Below are 17,057 nucleotides of genomic sequence, written 5' to 3'. Positions count from 1 at the left end.
CGCGGCGGGCCTATCCCCCGTCGCGACCGTCTTTTTGTTTCTTCATTCTGCGTGTCCCGGCAGTCATCCGGGCAAGGAAATTCAATGCAGCAAACCCAGACGCGCGCGGGCGCGGCACAGGGCGCGGACGTCCTGGATATCAAGGCGCTCCTGGCGCGCTTTCGCACGGGCTGGTACAGCGTGGCCGCGTTCAGTGTCGCCACCAACTTGCTGATGCTGGCGCCGTCGCTCTACATGCTGCAGGTCTATGACCGCGTGCTGGCATCCGGCAACGTCTTCACGCTGGTGATGCTGAGCCTGATGATCGTCGGTTTGCTCGCGCTGATGGGCGCGCTGGATTATGCGCGCAGCGCCGTCATCATCCAGATCGGCGCGCGCTTTGACGCGGCGCTGGCCGGGCGCGTGCACGAAGCGGCGTTCCAGCGCGGCCTGGCGGGCGTGCCCGCCAATGCGGGGCAGGCGGTCAACGACCTGAACACCGTGCGCCAGTTCCTGACCGGCAGCGCGGTGTTCGCGTTCTTCGACGCGCCGTGGTTTCCGCTGTTCCTGCTGGTGATGTTCCTGTTCCATCCCTGGATGGGCACGCTGGCGTTGGCGGGAACCATCATCCTGGTGGCGCTGGCGTGGCTCAACGAGCAGGTGTCGCGCAAGCTGTTGGCCGAGGCGGGCGGGTTGTCGGTGCGGGCCGGGGTGGAGGCCGAAGGGCAACTGCGCAATGCCGAAGCCATCCAGGCCATGGGCATGCTGGACCGGTTGCGCGCGCGCTGGCAGCGGCTGCATGTGGGCTATGTGCGGCGCCAGGGCCTGGCCAGCCAGCGCTCGGCGATGATCGCGAGCCTGTCGAAGACTGTGCGGATGGCGCTGCAATCGCTGGTGCTGGGGCTGGGCGCGTGGCTGGTGCTGCAAAGCCATGTCAGCGCCGGCATGATGATTGCGGGCTCGATCCTGATGGGGCGCGTGCTCAGCCCGATCGATCAGGTGATCGGCGCCTGGCGGCAATGGGCGGGCACGCGGCTGGCGTGGCGGCGCCTGCAGGAGCTGCTGACGACGTATCCGAAGCCGTCCACGGGCCTGACGCTGCCAGACCCGAAGGGCGCATTGCGCTTGGAGGGCGTGACGGTGACACCGCCGGGCGCGGCGCAGCCGACGCTGGTGAACGTGTCGTTCGCGCTGGAGCCGGGGCAGGTGCTGGGCGTGGTCGGCCCGTCGGGCGCGGGCAAGTCGACGTTGGCCCGATTGGTGGCGGGTGTGTGGCCGGCCCGCCTGGGCACGGCGAGGCTGGATGGGGCCGACCTGAAGCAATGGGAACGCGCGCGGCTGGGGGAGTGGCTGGGCTATGTGCCGCAGGACGTGGAGTTGTTCTCCGGGACCGTGGCCGAGAACATCGCGCGCTTTCCTGGGCCGGACAGCGATGGCGAGGGGTTGGCCCGGCGGGTGATCGACGCGGCGCGGCTGGCCGGCGCGCACGACATCATCCTGGCCCTGCCGCGCGGCTATGACACGCCGCTGGGCGCCGGAGGCCAGGGGTTGTCGGGCGGGCAGCGCCAGCGTATCGCGCTGGCGCGGGCGCTGTACGGCACGCCGCGCCTGGTGGTGCTGGATGAACCCAACGCCAGCCTGGACGACGCGGGCGAGCAGGCCTTGCTCGATGCGCTGGGCCGGCTGCGCGAGATCGGCGCGACGGTGGTGCTGGTGACGCACCGGCCTAAGGTGCTGGCGGCGACCACGCACTTGCTGTTGCTGCGCGATGGCCGCGCGCAGCGCTTCGGCGCCACCCATGACGTGTTGCGGCCGGGGCCCGAGGGAGCGCCCGGGGCGAGGCCATCACCGCCAACGGCGTCCGCCGAGCCCGGCGGCCGCGCGGCGACGATGGCCGGCGCGACGGGGGCGGGGGCGTCCGGCGTAGCCGGCTCGCCGCCACAGACGCGCCCGGGCGGGTCGGCGGCGCAGGTCTATCCGTTGGCCGGTGGCGCGTTTGCGGGGCGAATCCTCGGAGGCAAGGCATGACGGGGCGCGCCGCGGGCAATCGGGTGGTGGTGTTGCGGCCCGAGCTGAACAAGGGCGATGCGGGCGCGGTTGATGCCGAAGACCATGGCGGCTGGTCGGCCCGCTTCGGCTGGTGGGTGCTGGCGCTGGGCTTTGGCGGCTTCCTGGCATGGGCGGCATGGGCGCCGCTGGACAACGGCGTGGCGATGCCCGGCATCGTCGTCGTGACCGGCGAGCGGCAGGCGGTGGACAGCATCGAGGGCGGCGTGGTGAGCGCCTTGCTGGTGGCCGAAGGCGACCAGGTCCGGGCCGGCCAGGCGCTGGTGCGGCTGGACGACACCCGGGTGCGTGGCGAGGCGCACAGCCTGCGCGCGCAGCAGGCGGCGGTCATGGCCCGCGAAGCGCGCTTGCTGGCCGAGCGCGATGGGCGGGATGATCTTGCGCCGCCCGATGCCCAAGCGAACGCCGAAGTGGCGGCCGCCTACGCGATGGAGCGTCATCTGTTCGCCAGCCGGCGGGCGGCGCTGGCGGGCGAGCTGGCTGGCATCGACGCGACGCTGGCCGGCAGCCGGGCCCTGGCCGCCGGCCTGGAATCGACCTTGGCGCACAAGCGCACGCAACGCACCCTGTTGCGGGAACAGGTCGGCAACCTGCGCGATCTGGCGCGCGAAGGCTACGTGCCGCGCAACCGGGTGCTGGACCTGGAGCGCAGCCTGGCGCAACTGGACGGTGACATGGCCTCGGACCTGGGCGCGCTGGGCCAGACCCGCCAGCAGATCGCGGAACTGGCGCTGCGCGGGCAGCAACGCCGCGACGCATTCCAGCGCGAGGTGCGCACCGATCTGGCGGAGACCCGCGTGCAGCGCGAACAGTTGACGCAGAAGCTGGCGGCGGCGGAATTCGATCTGGCGCACAGCGAGATCCGCGCGCCGGTCAGCGGCACTGTGGTGGCGCTGGCCGCGCACACGGTGGGCGGCGTGGTGCAGCCGGGCGCGCGCCTGATGGAGATCGTGCCCGAGGACGTGCCGCTGGTGGTCGAGGGGCGCTTGCCGGTGGAGTCCATCGACAAGGTGCGCACGGGCCTGCCGGTCGAGCTGATGTTCACCGCCTTTGATGCCAGCCGCACGCCACGACTGGAAGGCACCGTGACGCTGGTGTCGGCGGACCGGTTCGATGATGACCGCAACGGTCGTCCCTACTATCGCCTGCGCGCCGATGTGGCGCCGGGTCAGTTGCGCCGCATTGGCGATGCGCCGCTGCGCGCCGGCATGCCGGTGGAGGTGTTCGTGCGCACGGGCGAGCGCTCGCTGCTGAATTATCTGTTCAAGCCCTTGCTCGATCGTGCGCGGCTGGCGTGGGGGGACGCATGAATCGCTGGCGGGGCGCGCCGGCGGCGGCGTGGATGTTGATGGGGGCGCTGTTGCTGCCCGCGTTGGGGGCGGCGCAGGCGCTGGATTTCCAGCAGGCGTACACGATGGCGTTGGCGTCCGATCCCACCTGGCAGGCCGCGCAGGCCCGCGAGCGGGCCGATGCGCAGGAAGAGGCGCTGGGGCGCGGCGGCTTGCTGCCGAACCTGAGCTACCACTACAGCGGCGCCCGCAACGATACGTCGTCTCGCCAGGAGACGCGGTTTGGCACGCTGGAGCAACGGTCGCGCTACGCCAGCTCCGCCTCGGGCTTCACGTTGAGCCAGCCGTTGTTCGACGCGGCGGCCTTTGCGCAGTACCGTGCCGGGCGCGAGCGCGCCGAGGCGGGCGGATTGACGTTGCAGCGCGCCCGCCAGGCGCTGGCGGTGCGCGTGCTGCAGGCGTATACCGCCGTGCTCTACGCGCAGCAAGCCTTGGCATTGACGCAGTCGCAGGGCCGTTCGTTGCAGGAGGACGCGCGCCGCAGCGAACGCTTCGTGGCGGCGGGCCAGGGCACGCGCACGGATCAGTTGGAGATCGAGGCGCGCGCCCGCGTGGTGCAGGCGCAGGAGATCGAGGCGCGGGACAAGTTGCGCGATGCGCGCAATGCGCTGGGCGCGATTGTCGGCCCGGCGCTGGCCGAGCAACCGCTGGCGCCCTTGCGGGCGGCCGCGCTGGCCGGGCTGGCCGTGGAGGGGCGCGACCTGCCGGCGTGGCGCGAGCTGGCGCTGGCAGGCAACCCCGAATTGCTGGCGCAGCGGCACTTGCTGGAAGCCAGCCGCCAGCGCTACGAGGCCGCCCGCGCGGGACATCTGCCGACGGCCAGGCTGGTGGCCCGCAAGCAGTTGACGCATTCCAATGGCGATAACCAGATCGGGCAACGTTATGACACCGGGTCGGTGGGCATCGAGGTCAGCATTCCGCTGTATTCCGGCGGGCGCACGTCGGCGGCCAGCGGCCAGGCGCTGGCCGAGCAGGAAGAAGCGCAGCACAAGCTCGATGCCGCCACGTGGGCGTTGCTGGATGACCTGGCGCGGCAGTTCCATACCTTTGCCAGCAGCCGCGCACGCATCGCGGCCTACCGGCAGGCCGCCGAGGCCGCCGCATTGCGCGTGCAGGCCACGCGGCGCAGCGTGCTGGGCGGCGAACGCACCAACCTGGACGTGCTGGACGCGGAGCGCCAGCGCTTCGAGGCGCTGCGCGAACTGGACCGCGCGCGTTACGACAACCTGTTGGCGTGGCTGACGCTGCGCTGGCAGGCGGGGGTGCTGGACGATGAAGACGTGGCGCGCATCGGCGCGCTGTTCGCGGCGGGCTGAATCCGCGTTTGAACGGAAGCCGCGGCCGAGAAGGCCCCCGCGACCGCGCAACGAGCGCGTGGCAGGCCGCGGCGGCTTGGCGTGGCGCGGTTCGTCATTCGCCGTGCCCGCCTTTCTGGCCGCTTGCGCTGGCTGACAGGCGCGAGCGGCCGGCTCACTTCAAGGGCGGCAACGGCAACAGCCGCCTCGCGATCTGGTCCATGGCCGTTTCCAACTGCGCCGCCAGCGCCTGCGCGGCCGGCGACAGCGAGCGATCGCGCCGGTGCAGCAGGCCGATGGCGCGGCGCGCCGAGGCATCGCACAGCGCCGCCGCGCGCAGTCCCGACAGGTTCAATTCCGGCAGCGCCAGGCGCGGCAGCACGCTCACGCCCAGGCCCTGGCGCACCATGCCGGCGGCGGTGCCCATGTTGGTCACGTCATAGCGCAGCGCGGTGGCGGGCGCGCCGGTTTCCTCGCGCACCGCGCGGTCGAACTGCTGGCGCGCGTTCGAGCCTTGCGACAGCAGGATCAGGTCATAGCGCAGCACGTCGCGCCAGTGCAGCGGGCCGCGTTTTTTCTCCAGGGCATGGCCGGCCGGGTAGATGGCGCAGAAGCAATCCTCGGCCAGCGGCGCGAACGACAGGTCCGGCGCCGGCTCGGCCAGCGCGCCGACGGCGAACTCGATCTGGTTGGTGCGCAGCATGGCCACCAGTTCGTCGTTGTGGGCCTCGACCACGCGCACCTTCAGCGCCGGGTGCAGTTGGCGCAACGCGCCGACCGCCACGGGCAGCAGCGCCAGCGCGGTCGAGGGCAGGGCGCCCAGGGTGACGTTGCCGCGCCGCACTGCCGCCAGGTCGGCCAGGCTGCGATAGGCTTCCTCCAGGTCGGCGATGGGCCGCTGCGCGCGGGCGTGGAAGTCCTGCCCCGCCGAGGTCAGGCTGATGCTGCGGGTGGTGCGTTCGAACAGGCGCAGGCCCAGCACGTCCTCCAGGTCCTGGATCAGCGCGGTGAACGAGGGCTGCGTCACGCCGAGCTGACTGGCGGCGTGGGTGAACGAGCCGGTGTCGACCGCCAGCAGGAAGGCCTTGAGCGATCGGTACTTGATATTCATAGCCATGGACTAAGAATATAAGAAAAATATCGAATTGTGCCTAATAGTCGGCCGGCCGATGATGCGTCTACCGAGACCTCTGGATTGCCCCGACCTTATGCAAGCATCGAGCCCAAAGCCCTTCCGGTTGGGCGCCGAATGGCGCCACGGCCAGGACGGCGACGCCGTCATCACCTCCATCAATCCCGCCGACGGCAGCGTTGCCGGCATCGTTGCGCGCGCCTTGCCGCGCGACGTGGATGCCGCCGTCGCCATCGCCTGGGACGCGTTCCAGCGCCAGCCGTGGCGCAAGCTGCGCCCCGACCAGCGCGCCGCCACGCTGTACGAGATCGGCCGGCGCCTGGCCGCCGAACGCGAGCCGCTGGCGCGGCTGCAGATGATCGACAGCGGCAAGCCGTGGAAGGAATGCCTGAACATGGTCGACAGCGCGGCCGGGCATTTCCGCTATTACGCCGCGGTGTGCGAGACCTGGCAGAACGAGATGACCTCGCCGCGCGGCGAGTATTTTTCGATGGCGCTGGCCGAGCCGTTCGGCGTGATCGCGGCCATCACGCCTTGGAACTCGCCCATCATGAACGAGGCGCAGAAGGCCGCGCCGGCGCTGGCGGCCGGCAACGCGGTGCTGCTCAAGCCGTCCGAGGAGACGCCGCAGCTGGCGCTGGAACTGGCGCGCATCTGTGCCGAGGCCGGCCTGCCGGAAGGGCTGCTGACGGTGCTGCCGGGCCACGGCGAGGACGTCGGCGCCGCGCTGGTCAAGCATCCCGGCGTGCGCATGGTGTCGTTCACCGGCGGCACCGAAACGGGCCGCGCCATCGGCGGCATCGCCGGTCAGCGCCTGATTCCCGTGGGCCTGGAACTGGGCGGCAAGTCGCCGCACATCGTGTTCGACGACGCCGACCTGGACCGCGCCGTGGCCGGCGTGGTGTCGGGCATCTTCGGCTCGGCCGGGCAAAGCTGCGTGGCCGGTTCGCGCCTGTTCGTGCAGAAGTCCATCTATGGCCGCTTCATGGAGGCGCTGGTGCAACGCACGCGCGAGGTGCGCGTGGGCCTGCCCGATGATCCCGCCACGCAGATGGGGCCGCTGGTGTCGCGCGCGCATCGCGACAAGGTGGCAGGCTATGTCGACATCGGCCGCGCCGAAGGCGGCCGTGTGCTGGTCGGCGGCGCCGCGCCGGATCGCGCCGAGCTGGCCAACGGCTGGTTCTACCTGCCCACCGTGATCGACGGCCTGGGCAATGGCGCGCGCGTCTGCCAGGAAGAGATCTTCGGGCCGGTGCTGGTGGCGCTGCCGTTCGAGGATGAGCAAGATGTGATCGAACAGGCCAATGACACGCCCTTCGGCCTGGCCGCCGGCATGTGGACCGGCGACTATGCACGCGCCTGGCGCGTGGCGCGCGAGATCGAGGCGGGCTCGGTCTGGATCAACACCTACAAGCAATCGCATATCGCCACGCCGTTCGGCGGCTTCAAGGCCAGCGGCATCGGCCGCGAGAAGGGCCTGCATGGCCTGCGCCTCTACAGTCAGGTCAAGAGCCTGTACTGGGGCATGCACAATCAACCGATGGGACTGTGAATCACATGACGACCGACAAGAAAAGCGCGGCGCTGCCGCTGGCCGATGCCCGCATCCTGATCGCCGGCGCCGCCAGCCTGGTGGGCTCGCACACTGCCGACGCGCTGCTGGCCGCCGGCGTGCGCGAAGTGATCCTGCTGGACAACTTCGCGTTTGGCACGCCCGAGGCCATCGCCCACCTACAGGGAAATCCGCGCGTGAAAGTGGTGCGCGGCGACCTGATGCGCCTGCCCGACCTGCTGGCCGCGACCGAAGGCGTGGACGGCGTGCTGCACCTGGCGGCGTATATGACGCTGGGCTTCGCGCAGACGCCGTGGCAAGCGGTGGACGTGAACATCCGCGGCGCGCAGAACATGCTGGAAGCCTGCCGCGCCAACAAGGTCAAGAAGTTCGTGTTCGCCTCGTCCAACGCGGTCTATGGCTACGGCAGCGGCATCGCCGGCGCGCTGGCCGAGAACGGCCCGTTCCATTCCGTCGGCGCGCCGCCCGCGGCGATCCTGTACGGCGCCTCCAAGATCATGGGCGAACAGCTGTGCCGCCAGTACCACCAGAAGTGCGGGCTGGACTATGTGGTGTTGCGCTATTCCACCGTGTATGGCGAGCGCCAGCACTACCGCGCCGCCAATTCGCTGTACATCATGGAGACCTACGACCGCGTGCGCCAGGGCGAGCGCCCCGTGCTGCCCGGCGACGGCACCGATACCAAGCACTTCGTGCACGTCTCGGACGTGGCGCGCGCCAACGTCGCCGCGTTCCAAAGCGACGCGACCGATGTCGCGGTGAACGTGTCCGGCCCGGCGCCCATCACCACCGGCGAACTGGTGCGGCTGGTGCTCGGCTACTGCAAGAGCGGCCTGGAACCGGAGATCCGGCCGGACCCTCCGGGCACCGTGCGCCTGACCTCGGGCGGCGCCTTCCATATCCCGCACGATCTGGCGGGACAACAGATCGGCTGGCAGCCGCAAGTGGGCATGGCCGAAGGCGTGACGCGCCTGCTGGCGTGGCGCGAGGCGCAGGAAGGGGGCAAGAAGAGGGGGTAACCACGATGCCTGGCGCGTGTTCCGGCCTAGGGGGCTTGCCGATAGCTGCGCAGAATGCCGGGCGCGCGCGTCGAGGAGGGAAGGCGTCTGCCTGCAGTCCCTGCCTGTCGGCGAGCGAACAATTTGACCCGGGGCGGCCGTCGCAGCCGTCCCGCGTGACTGGCCGGCCTGTCCGGCTCATCACAACGCATAACAACAGCAGTACCCACACAGGAGACAACCATGTTCTTTACACGCAAGGCGGCCGCTCGCGCCGCGCTGTCCGTGGCCGCGCTGTGCGCCGCGTGGCCGGCCTGGGCCTGGCCCGACCATCCCATCGAACTGGTGGTGGGCTTCGCGCCCGGCGGCGGCACCGACCTGACGGCGCGTTCGCTGGCGGTGTTCCTGGAAAAAGAGCTGGGCACCACCATCGTGGTGCAGAACAAGCCGGGCGCGTCCAGCGCCATCGCGCTGTCGTACGTGGCGCGCGCCAAGCCCGACGGCTATACGCTGGCCATGACCAACATGCCCGGGCTGGTGTCGCTGCCGATCGAACGCAAGGCCGGCTTCACCACCGCCGACTTCACCTACCTGGCCAATCTGGTGCGCGACCCGAGCGCCTTCAGCGTCGCCGCCGACAGTCCGTACCAGACGCTGGATGCCCTGATCAAGGCGGCGCGCGAGAAGCCGGGTTCGATCAGTTATGGCTCGACCGGCGTGGGCACCGATGATCACCTGGCGCTGGTGCTGTTCCAGAACCTGACCGGCACCAAGCTCAACCATGTGCCGTACAACGGCGCGGGGCCGTTGCGCAGCTCGGTGCTGGGCGGGCACACCGTGATCGGCGGCCTGAACCTTGGCGAAGTCATGCCCTATCACGGCAAGAACATGCGCGTGCTGGCCCAGGCCAGCGCGACGCGCTCGCCGCTGGGGCCGGACGTGCCGACCTTCAAGGAACTGGGCGTGAACCTGGTGTTCGCGTCCGAGCGCGGCATTGTCGCGCCCAAGGGCTTGCCGGCGGATGTCGCCGAGAAGCTGCGCCAGGCCTTGGGCAAGGTCGCCGCCAATCCGGAATTCCAGGCGCAGATGAAGCAGCAGTTCACCGAGATGGATTATCTGGACGGGCCGCAGTGGCAGGAACGCTTGAAGCAGGATGATGGGAGGCTGCGGCAGATCTGGGCGAATACGCCTTGGGTGGAGTAGGGCGTCAGATGGAGTTCCCGCGATTGCGGCGACATGCTCCAGATCGCGGGACGCGGGCCAGTGTCTGAGAACTGGTCTGAATTGCGGCTTTTTTTTACTGTAAATCGCGGCTCAACCGTTATGTCTATGGACGGTCGCCTGCGTGTCTGCGGGCGGCTATTGATGATCCGCGATCAGGAGCCGCATCATGCCCACGCCTACGCTTGCCCCCGTCACCGTTTATGGCACTTGGCCGCCGGAGCCCCCGAGTTGGGGCGGTGGATTAGGGTCTGGGCTGTGGGACGGCATCGGCTGGTCTTACTTCTCGACGCCCCGGATCGTTCCCGCGTGGTACATCGCGCAGATTCTCAACCAAAAGGAAGCGTATTACTTTTCGCACTACAGCGAGGAATCGAGGTATTACCACGATCCGAAGACGACGCGTGGGATGGTGGAACCGTTGGTCAACAAGCTCATTCCGGAAACAGGAAAATTCCTGGGATACGTTCGCGACTTGTTGGAATCCCGGCTGGACAAACAAGCCTTCAAGTATTTGAACGTGATGGCGCAAACGCATGAGAAGTTCATGCAAGGAATTTTCAGCTGGAGCGTCATCCAGAAGGATATTGCTTCAGGCACTCCTCCCAAGGTTGCGATCGGCTCCGAGGTGGCGTCTGTGTGGGGAGGTGCTGCAATAGCGGGGGCGATCGCGGGAATGGGCACTTTGCTCATGGTTGGCGGAGGCATACCAACGGTTGTAGCCGGCATGGCTATCGTTGCTATCGCTTCATCCCTGCCTGATCTCATCGACCTCAAGGGGGCGGCGGCGAAATTCATCCAAGACGTGCTCGTCAATGAAGGAACGCATATCCCTCTTCATACGGGAGGTATGCCGACGGAGTCATTGCCTGACCAGCAGCTCTCCCACGCTACGCTTTCGAGCGTTGACAGTGGCCCGCCTGCTGCGGATGTCGCCGCCGTTAGTGACGGTGCCAGATTCTCCGACTACCAAATCTATCTGGCGATGCGGGAAATTGCGACACATCCCGCGGACTATCCGGAAGCGGCCGCCATCCTTCCCGAAATTCTGGCGGAAATCGGGAGGGATCGTCCGATTGGTGGCGCTGCGGATACCGAACGCCAATCCGACGGCCCGAGCATGCGACCACCACCTGACGTTGTCTTTTATGCCGATCTGGCGGCGGACGGCGGCGTAAAGTCCTTCACCGCTCAGGATGGAAAATCCTATGTGTTCATCGGTGACAATACCCCCAGTGAAATGGTCGGCGGCAATGCAATCAACTGGTTCATGCCGGGAAGCGACTTTGATTGGTCCAACAAGGTTGTGGGCAATCCGGATGGATACAACATCCTGGATTTTTCCTTGAACGAGTGGGGCGTCGACATCGTTGTGAGTGGCAACGATCGCATGGACAAGTGGATTGCCGATCGGGCCAGCGCCTTTGGACTCAAGGACTATGACATCAATCGTCATTTCCTCACCCATGAAAGTGCCTTGGGGAAACTTCGGGGGTACGCGCCTGTGGAGTTGAAATCCGGTTCGTGCGGCGAGTGGTGCCAGGGAGAATATCGCAATATCGACTATGTCATTGGCAGCGACTACGACGATATCCTGGTTGGCGACGTGCTTGGGGGAATGACGTTCACGGGCCGTGGCGGCAACGACACCTTCGTCGTGCATGGCGGCGGCAATCGCATCGTGTTCAACGATGGTGATTTCGCCGATCCGGACTCCGGGGAAATCACGACGAAGTTCATCCATGGCTTGACCACGGTCCGCGAAGCGCGCGATTTCGACCTCAAGCACTACCAGCCGGCCTATCTCGGGGGATATGGGGGGCTGCGGATCGAGCCGGACGTGCTCGATTTTTCAAATCTGGATGGCGACCTGAATACCGAGGGACATCAGGCCATGCGGTTTATCGGTACAGGAAAGTTCACCGGGCATGCCGGAGAGCTCCGGTATGTGACCGAGGACCATCACGGACTGAATTGGCCCGTCACTCATGATGACGAAAGCGGTTGGTGGCGGGCGTCCACCGTAAGCCTGGAGGGAGACAGAACCGGCGATGGGATAGCGGACTTCTTCATCGAATATACGAACTACGCCGATCCTTCCACGCCGAACGGATACGGCTACATGATGGCCGACGTGATCGGCAGTAATTATCCCTATCTCGACAGCGATAATTTCTTCTTCGGCTAAATCAAAATGCGCCTCGAATGCGGGGGGCTGAAGGCATGCGGTTGCATGCCTTCAGCCTGCCGGAGCTGTCACTCCAACGGCAACGTCAACACCCCCTGCGGCGCCGGTCGCATCATCACGCGCCGGTACCACGCCGACAGCGCCGGGGTGTCCGGCCGCTCGATCGGCAGCGCCAGCCAGCGGTGCGCCGAGCACACCAGGGCGATGTCGCCCATGGTGAGGTGGCGGCCGGCGATGAACTCGCGGCCTTGCAGCGCCCGGTCCAGAATCTGCGCGCGGGCGTTGCTGCGCTTGACCGACAGCTCGATGGCGGCGTGGTCGCGCTTTTCTTCCGGCGTGCGGATCAGGCCCAGGAAGGCCGGGCCCATGGCGCCCTGCCATTCGGTGGTCTGCCAGTCCATCCAGCGGTCGGCGTCGGCGCGCAGGCAGACGTCCTCGGGCCACAGGGTGCCGGCGCCGTAGCGGGCGGCCAGGTAGCGCACGATGGCGTTCGATTCCCACAGCACGAAACCGCCGTCGTCGATGGCGGGCACGGTGCGGTTGGGGTTGATTTTGGCGTACTCGGGCGTGTCGACCACGCCGAACGGGCCGCCGGCCTCGATGAAGGTGTGCGGCAGCGCCAGTTCGCGCACGGCCAGCATCACTTTCTGCACATTGACGGACGTCAGCCGTCCCCAGATCTTCAACATAACCGGTCCTTGTAAGGGTCAGACGGGCGGCAACTGCCGCCGCGCAAAGCCGCTGTCGCGCCCGAAGCGCGTCCAGTTGAAAGCGGGCCCCGGGTCGGTCTTGCGGCCCGGCGCGATGTGTTCGTGGCCCCAGGCGGCCGCCAGGGGGTAGCGTGCGCGCAGCACCGGCGTCAGCCGGCGCAGGGCCAGGTACTGTTCGTCAGTGTAGGGCAGCGTGTCGGTGCCTTCCAGCTCGATGCCAATGGAGAAATCGTTGCAGCGCTCGCGGCCGGCGAAGCGCGAGACGCCGGCATGCCAGGCGCGCGCATCGGTGGAGACGAACTGCACGATGCGGCCGTCGCGGCGGATGAAGAAATGCGCCGATACCCGCAGGCCGCGCAGGCGTTCCAGCCAGGGGTGCGAGCCGTAGTCCAGCGTGTTCAGGAACAGGCCGGCCACCTCGGGGCCGCCGAATTGGCCGGGCGGCAGGCTGATGTTGTGCAGCACCAGCAGCGACACCTGGGCGTCCTGGGGACGCGCGTCGCAGTTGGGGGAGGGCAGCCGGGAAACGCCCGGGGCCGGCGCCAGCCAGCCATGTCGATCCAGAAGCAGGGGCATGGGAGGAAAGCAGGTTGGTATCCAACGTGCATTATGCCGTGCGTGTGAAAAGGGGGCGAATGAGGGCGGAGCCACCCGGGGGCGGTGCTGTGGTTGCGTCCTGTGATGGGCGAGCCTCTCCGGGCTGTCTGGCTGGCTGGGCTGGCTGGCGGAATGGCGGGATGGCGGGCCCGCGGATCCGGGCCGGCCGGTCGCTCAGACCCGCCTTTTATTTCGCCGCCGGTCCCAGCCGGGCGTGTTCCTGGCTGCACCAGGTCTGGCCGCCCTGCAGCAGGGCCTCGGAACGCGGCAGGTGGATGCCGCAGTGGGCGCAACGGACCATGGCCTCCGGCGCGCCGGTGGCGGGCGGGTTGGGCGTGGCGCGCGGCTTGGCGCTGGCGGTGGAATCCTGGCGGGCGGCGGCCATGCGGCCGGCGATGCGGGCCACAAAGAGCACGCCGATGATGATGACGATCCAGAACAGCAGTTTGCCCACGTCAGCCTCGATGCAGAATGACTTCCAGCACGAACCGGCTGCCGGTGTAGGCCAGGATCAGGAAACCGAAGCCGGTAAGGGTCCAGCGCAGGGCGACGCGGCCGCGCCAGCCCCAGATGTGGCGCCCGGCAAGCAGCACGCCGAAGGTGAACCAGGACAGCAGGGTGAAGACGGTCTTGTGGTCGAACGGCAGGATCTGACCGGTGAGCTTCATGGAGGCGATGGAGCCCGAGCCGACGGCCAGGGTCAGCACCACGAAGCCGATCCAGATGATGCGGAACAGCAGTTGTTCCTGCACCAGCAGCGGCGGCTGCGAGTCCAGCACGCGGCCGATGATGCTGCGTTCGGCGGGGGCGTCCAGGGGGCGGTGCAGGTGGCGGTCGAGCAGCGCCATCAGCATGGCGTGCAGGGCGGCGATGGTGATCAGCCCGTAGGCGCCCAGCGCGATCAGCAAATGCACGCGCAGCCAGGCGTTGTCGGCGTGGGGCACGAATTGTCCCTGGGGAAACAGGGCGGCCAGGCCGCTGGCCAGGGTGGCGGCAGGCAGCAGCAGCAATTGCAGGCCGTCGATGCGCACCAGCAGGCTTTCGAGCCAGAATACGACCATGCCCAGCCAGATGGCGGCCGACAGGGCCAGCGCCCACCCGATGAACAGGTGCGGGGCCCCCAGCATGGACTGTTGCAGCCCGATTCCATGGAGAACCAGGGCTCCCAGCAGGCACAGACGGGCGACTTTGCCCGTTTGCTCGACTTCCCCGGCGCCCGCCAGGCGGATCCAGAGGGACCCTCCCAGCACGGCGTACGCCAAGGCGGCCGCTGTGTGAAATACAATGCCTAGTGACATAGAAACCGTTGTCTGGATGGGGCCTGGGGGCGCATGCCGCCCGACAGCGCAGAATCCGCGCCTGCGGCCACCGTTCAATCAACTAGTTTAAGCGGAAACGCCTCTCATGCTCGATAACCTAACTCAACGCCTGTCGCGCGTCGTCAAGACACTGCGCGGCGAAGCCCGCCTGACCGAGGCCAACACCCAGGAAATGCTGCGCGAAGTGCGCATGGCCCTGCTGGAAGCCGACGTGGCGCTGCCCGTGGTGCGCGATTTCGTCGCCCGGGTCAAGGAAAAGGCGCTGGGCGAAGAAGTCGCCAGCAGCCTCAGCCCCGGCCAGGCCCTGGTGGGCGTGGTCCACAAGGAACTGACCGCCCTCATGGGCGGCGACCTGGGCGCCGATTCCGGCGAACTGTCGCTGGCCGTGCAGCCGCCCGCGGTCATCCTGATGGCCGGCCTGCAGGGCGCGGGCAAGACCACCACCACCGGCAAGCTGGCCCGCTGGCTGAGCGAAGGCCAGCACACCCAGCACGGCCGCAAGACCGGCAAGAAGAAGGTGCTGGTGGTGTCCGCCGACGTCTACCGCCCGGCCGCCATCGACCAGTTGAAGAGCGTGGCGGCGCAGGTCGGCGTCGATTTCCTGCCGTCCGATCCCAGCCAGAAGCCCGAGGACATCGCCCGCAACGCGGTCGACCACGCCCGCCGTCACCACTACGACGTGCTGATCCTGGACACGGCCGGCCGCCTGGGCATCGACGAGGCCATGATGCGCGAGATCCGCGCGTTGCATGACCTGGTCAAGCCGGTCGAAACGCTGTTCGTGGTCGACGCCATGCAGGGCCAGGACGCGGTCAACACCGCCCGCGCCTTCGCCGAGGCGCTGCCGCTGACCGGCGTGGTGCTGACCAAGCTGGACGGCGACGCCCGCGGCGGCGCGGCGCTGTCGGTGCGCCACGTCACCGGCAAGCCGCTCAAGTTCGTCGGCGTCTCGGAAAAGCTGGACGGCCTGGAGCCGTTCTACCCCGAGCGCATGGCGCAGCGTGTGCTGGGCATGGGCGACATCGTCTCGCTGGTCGAGCAGGCCCAGAAGAACATCGACATCGCCGAGGCCCAGAAGCTGGCGGCCAAGATCAAGTCGGGCAACAAGTTCGACCTGAACGACTTCCGCGACCAGCTCGGCCAGGTCAAGAAGCTGGGCGACATGGGCTCGTTGCTGGAAAAGCTGCCGGCCCAGTTCCAGCAGGCCGCCGGCCAGCTGCAGGGCGGCCAGGCCGAAAAGCAGCTGCGCCGCACCGAGGGCATCCTCAATTCCATGACGGCCGCCGAGCGTGCCAAGCCGGAACTCATCAAGGCCTCGCGCAAGCGCCGCATCGCGGCGGGTTCGGGCGTGCCGGTGCAGGAAGTCAACCGCCTGCTGGCCCAGTTCGAGCAGATGCAGGGCATGATGAAGCAGATGAAGAAGGGCGGCATGGCCAAGATGATGCGCGCCATGGGCGGCATGAAGGGCATGGGCCGCTTCATGAAGGGCTGACCGGCACGCCGCCGCCCGGCGACGGGGCCGGTCCCTCGGGGCTGCCGCTGACTGCCGGCGCTTGCCCGCGGGGATTTCCACCAAAAAAATGGCCAGGCGTTGCGCCTGGCCAAATCATCGCGGCAGGCAGGGGGTTCTGCGCCGCGACACGGGCCCGCAAGGGCCCATTCTGTTTCGTGGCTTACGACAGGGGCGGGATGCGCAGCACCTGGCCCGGGTAGATCTTGTCGGGGCTGGTCAGCATCGGCTTGTTGGCCTCGAAGATCAGGGTGTTCTTGGCGCCCTGGCCCTTGCCGTATTGCGCCTCGGCGATCTTCCACAGGTTGTCGCCCTTCTGCACCGTGTACATCTTGGCCTCGGGCGCGGCCTGCTTGACCTTCAACTGGTTGTCCACCGCGGCCACGCCAACGGTGTTGCCCAGCGCCAGCGCGATCTTCTCGGCGGCCTCGGTATTGGCGGCCTCGCCCGTGACGGTGACCTTGTCGCCATCGACCGAGATCTGCAGGCCATCGGCATTCAGGCCGTGCTTGTCGAGTTCCTTCTTCAGCTCATCCGGCGTGGCCGCCTTGGCTTCGCTGGCGCCGAAGAGTTTTTCTCCAACGTCCTTGATGAAATTGAGCAGACCCATCGTGTTTCCTTTATCTATGTTGCGGTGAGAGAAAGAGCGATGCGTGTCAGGGCGCGCGGTCCCCGGACTTCTGCGCATGGTGCCGGCGTTGCCGTCGCTCCCGGATTGGCGGGGCGTCGGCATGCAAATCCGCTTGCCGGGCCAGGCCCGGACGCGCCGGCACCAACGATTATGACTCGCCAGGTCGCCGCGAGAGAGGGGTAATCGTGTAACAGGTTGCTAGCCACCCGTCAGGATAATGAAAAAAAGGGCTGCATTGCTGCAGCCCTTCCGCGGGTGGCGACCGGCGCTTGCCGGCCGGCGCTCAGCCGCCGCCCACCGCCACCACGATCTCGACCTGGTCGCCGTCGGTCAGCGCGGTCTGCGCGTGCTGGCTCTTGGGCACGATCTCGCCGTTGCGTTCCACCGCCACGCGCTTGCCGGCATAGCCCAGCGTTTCGAGCAGTTCGTTCACCGTGGTGTCGAGCGGAAATTCACGGGCGTCGCCGTTCAGGGTGATGTGCATGGGT

General features: G+C 67.8%; 15 protein-coding genes. 8 read left to right on the top strand and 7 right to left on the bottom strand.

Annotated features, from left to right (window positions below; translation table 11 throughout):
- Positions 1 to 84: 84 nt before the first annotated feature.
- The 3 genes from HV742_RS09245 to HV742_RS09235 are packed head-to-tail and all read left to right on the top strand — an operon-like array spanning position 85 to position 4,711.
- The gene (locus HV742_RS09245) at positions 85 to 2,007 is read left to right on the top strand and encodes a type I secretion system permease/ATPase (protein WP_175144861.1); all 1,923 of its coding nucleotides are present in this window, start codon (positions 85 to 87) and stop codon (positions 2,005 to 2,007) included.
- Entirely contained in the window at positions 2,004 to 3,356 is a 1,353-nt protein-coding gene (locus HV742_RS09240; protein ID WP_175144860.1) for an HlyD family type I secretion periplasmic adaptor subunit, read from the top strand. The genes HV742_RS09245 and HV742_RS09240 overlap by 4 nt, the downstream gene beginning before the upstream one ends.
- A complete protein-coding gene (locus HV742_RS09235) occupies positions 3,353 to 4,711 on the top strand; it encodes a TolC family outer membrane protein (protein WP_175144859.1) in 1,359 nt (452 codons plus the stop codon). The genes HV742_RS09240 and HV742_RS09235 overlap by 4 nt, the downstream gene beginning before the upstream one ends.
- A gap of 154 nt (positions 4,712 to 4,865) precedes the next feature.
- Here the strand turns inward: HV742_RS09235 and HV742_RS09230 are convergent, their stop codons facing one another.
- Positions 4,866 to 5,807 (bottom strand): LysR family transcriptional regulator, encoded by a 942-nt coding sequence (locus HV742_RS09230; protein ID WP_254601016.1) that lies wholly within the window; start codon positions 5,805 to 5,807, stop codon positions 4,866 to 4,868.
- Positions 5,808 to 5,898: 91 nt separating this feature from the next.
- Between HV742_RS09230 and HV742_RS09225 the strand changes: the two genes are divergently transcribed.
- From HV742_RS09225 to HV742_RS09210, 4 genes are all read left to right on the top strand, one after another.
- Positions 5,899 to 7,374 (top strand): aldehyde dehydrogenase, encoded by a 1,476-nt coding sequence (locus tag HV742_RS09225; protein WP_175144858.1) that lies wholly within the window; start codon positions 5,899 to 5,901, stop codon positions 7,372 to 7,374.
- A 5-nt stretch (positions 7,375 to 7,379) separates the two neighbouring features.
- Positions 7,380 to 8,414: an NAD-dependent epimerase/dehydratase family protein gene (locus HV742_RS09220; protein WP_175144857.1), complete on the top strand. Its 1,035-nt coding sequence runs from the start codon at positions 7,380 to 7,382 to the stop codon at positions 8,412 to 8,414.
- A gap of 222 nt (positions 8,415 to 8,636) precedes the next feature.
- Entirely contained in the window at positions 8,637 to 9,596 is a 960-nt protein-coding gene (locus HV742_RS09215; RefSeq protein ID WP_049076377.1) for a tripartite tricarboxylate transporter substrate binding protein, read from the top strand.
- A 187-nt stretch (positions 9,597 to 9,783) separates the two neighbouring features.
- Positions 9,784 to 11,802: a hypothetical protein gene (locus tag HV742_RS09210; protein ID WP_175144856.1), complete on the top strand. Its 2,019-nt coding sequence runs from the start codon at positions 9,784 to 9,786 to the stop codon at positions 11,800 to 11,802.
- 68 nt (positions 11,803 to 11,870) lie between these two features.
- On the opposite strand, the gene HV742_RS09205 is transcribed toward HV742_RS09210, so the two are convergent.
- The 4 genes from HV742_RS09205 to HV742_RS09190 all read right to left on the bottom strand — a co-directional run bounded on the left by HV742_RS09205 (position 11,871) and on the right by HV742_RS09190 (position 14,407).
- On the bottom strand, positions 11,871 to 12,491 hold the full coding sequence (locus HV742_RS09205) for a glutathione S-transferase family protein (protein ID WP_059272646.1): 621 nt from the start codon (positions 12,489 to 12,491) through the stop codon (positions 11,871 to 11,873).
- 18 nt (positions 12,492 to 12,509) lie between these two features.
- Positions 12,510 to 13,088: a 1,6-anhydro-N-acetylmuramyl-L-alanine amidase AmpD gene (gene ampD / locus HV742_RS09200; RefSeq protein WP_054500574.1), complete on the bottom strand. Its 579-nt coding sequence runs from the start codon at positions 13,086 to 13,088 to the stop codon at positions 12,510 to 12,512.
- A gap of 208 nt (positions 13,089 to 13,296) precedes the next feature.
- Positions 13,297 to 13,563, bottom strand: a complete 267-nt coding sequence (locus HV742_RS09195) for a PP0621 family protein (RefSeq protein WP_175144855.1) — start codon at positions 13,561 to 13,563, stop codon at positions 13,297 to 13,299.
- Position 13,564: 1 nt separating this feature from the next.
- The gene (locus HV742_RS09190) at positions 13,565 to 14,407 is read right to left on the bottom strand and encodes a cytochrome C assembly family protein (RefSeq protein ID WP_049076371.1); all 843 of its coding nucleotides are present in this window, start codon (positions 14,405 to 14,407) and stop codon (positions 13,565 to 13,567) included.
- A 106-nt stretch (positions 14,408 to 14,513) separates the two neighbouring features.
- On the opposite strand from HV742_RS09190, the gene ffh reads away from it, so the two are divergent.
- On the top strand, positions 14,514 to 15,920 hold the full coding sequence (gene ffh / locus HV742_RS09185) for a signal recognition particle protein (protein ID WP_049076369.1): 1,407 nt from the start codon (positions 14,514 to 14,516) through the stop codon (positions 15,918 to 15,920).
- Positions 15,921 to 16,101: 181 nt separating this feature from the next.
- Here the strand turns inward: ffh and lysM are convergent, their stop codons facing one another.
- Together lysM and thiS are read right to left on the bottom strand one after the other, a co-directional pair.
- On the bottom strand, positions 16,102 to 16,548 hold the full coding sequence (gene lysM / locus HV742_RS09180; RefSeq protein ID WP_006385755.1) for a peptidoglycan-binding protein LysM: 447 nt from the start codon (positions 16,546 to 16,548) through the stop codon (positions 16,102 to 16,104).
- A 304-nt stretch (positions 16,549 to 16,852) separates the two neighbouring features.
- Complete coding sequence (gene thiS / locus HV742_RS09175) at positions 16,853 to 17,053, bottom strand: sulfur carrier protein ThiS (RefSeq protein WP_006391536.1); 201 nt, start codon at positions 17,051 to 17,053, stop codon at positions 16,853 to 16,855.
- Between the last annotated feature and the right edge of the window lie 4 nt (positions 17,054 to 17,057).

The sequence above is a fragment of the Achromobacter ruhlandii genome, assembly GCF_902859695.1.
GTDB classification, from domain to species: domain Bacteria; phylum Pseudomonadota; class Gammaproteobacteria; order Burkholderiales; family Burkholderiaceae_B; genus Achromobacter; species Achromobacter ruhlandii.
The sequence above is the reverse complement of the archived record's forward strand: the minus strand, read 5'-3'. Positions and strand labels throughout refer to the sequence as shown.

Bases quoted from the DNA above. Each gene is read 5' to 3' on its own strand.
- HV742_RS09245 (WP_175144861.1), top strand. From the start codon at position 85: ATGCAGCAAACCCAGACGCGCGCGGGCGCGGCACAGGGCGCGGACGTC.
- HV742_RS09240 (WP_175144860.1), top strand. From the start codon at position 2,004: ATGACGGGGCGCGCCGCGGGCAATCGGGTGGTGGTGTTGCGGCCCGAG.
- HV742_RS09235 (WP_175144859.1), top strand. From the start codon at position 3,353: ATGAATCGCTGGCGGGGCGCGCCGGCGGCGGCGTGGATGTTGATGGGG.
- HV742_RS09230 (WP_254601016.1), bottom strand. From the start codon at position 5,807: ATGGCTATGAATATCAAGTACCGATCGCTCAAGGCCTTCCTGCTGGCG.
- HV742_RS09225 (WP_175144858.1), top strand. From the start codon at position 5,899: ATGCAAGCATCGAGCCCAAAGCCCTTCCGGTTGGGCGCCGAATGGCGC.
- HV742_RS09220 (WP_175144857.1), top strand. From the start codon at position 7,380: ATGACGACCGACAAGAAAAGCGCGGCGCTGCCGCTGGCCGATGCCCGC.
- HV742_RS09215 (WP_049076377.1), top strand. From the start codon at position 8,637: ATGTTCTTTACACGCAAGGCGGCCGCTCGCGCCGCGCTGTCCGTGGCC.
- HV742_RS09210 (WP_175144856.1), top strand. From the start codon at position 9,784: ATGCCCACGCCTACGCTTGCCCCCGTCACCGTTTATGGCACTTGGCCG.
- HV742_RS09205 (WP_059272646.1), bottom strand. From the start codon at position 12,491: ATGTTGAAGATCTGGGGACGGCTGACGTCCGTCAATGTGCAGAAAGTG.
- ampD (WP_054500574.1), bottom strand. From the start codon at position 13,088: ATGCCCCTGCTTCTGGATCGACATGGCTGGCTGGCGCCGGCCCCGGGC.
- HV742_RS09190 (WP_049076371.1), bottom strand. From the start codon at position 14,407: ATGTCACTAGGCATTGTATTTCACACAGCGGCCGCCTTGGCGTACGCC.
- ffh (WP_049076369.1), top strand. From the start codon at position 14,514: ATGCTCGATAACCTAACTCAACGCCTGTCGCGCGTCGTCAAGACACTG.
- lysM (WP_006385755.1), bottom strand. From the start codon at position 16,548: ATGGGTCTGCTCAATTTCATCAAGGACGTTGGAGAAAAACTCTTCGGC.
- thiS (WP_006391536.1), bottom strand. From the start codon at position 17,053: ATGCACATCACCCTGAACGGCGACGCCCGTGAATTTCCGCTCGACACC.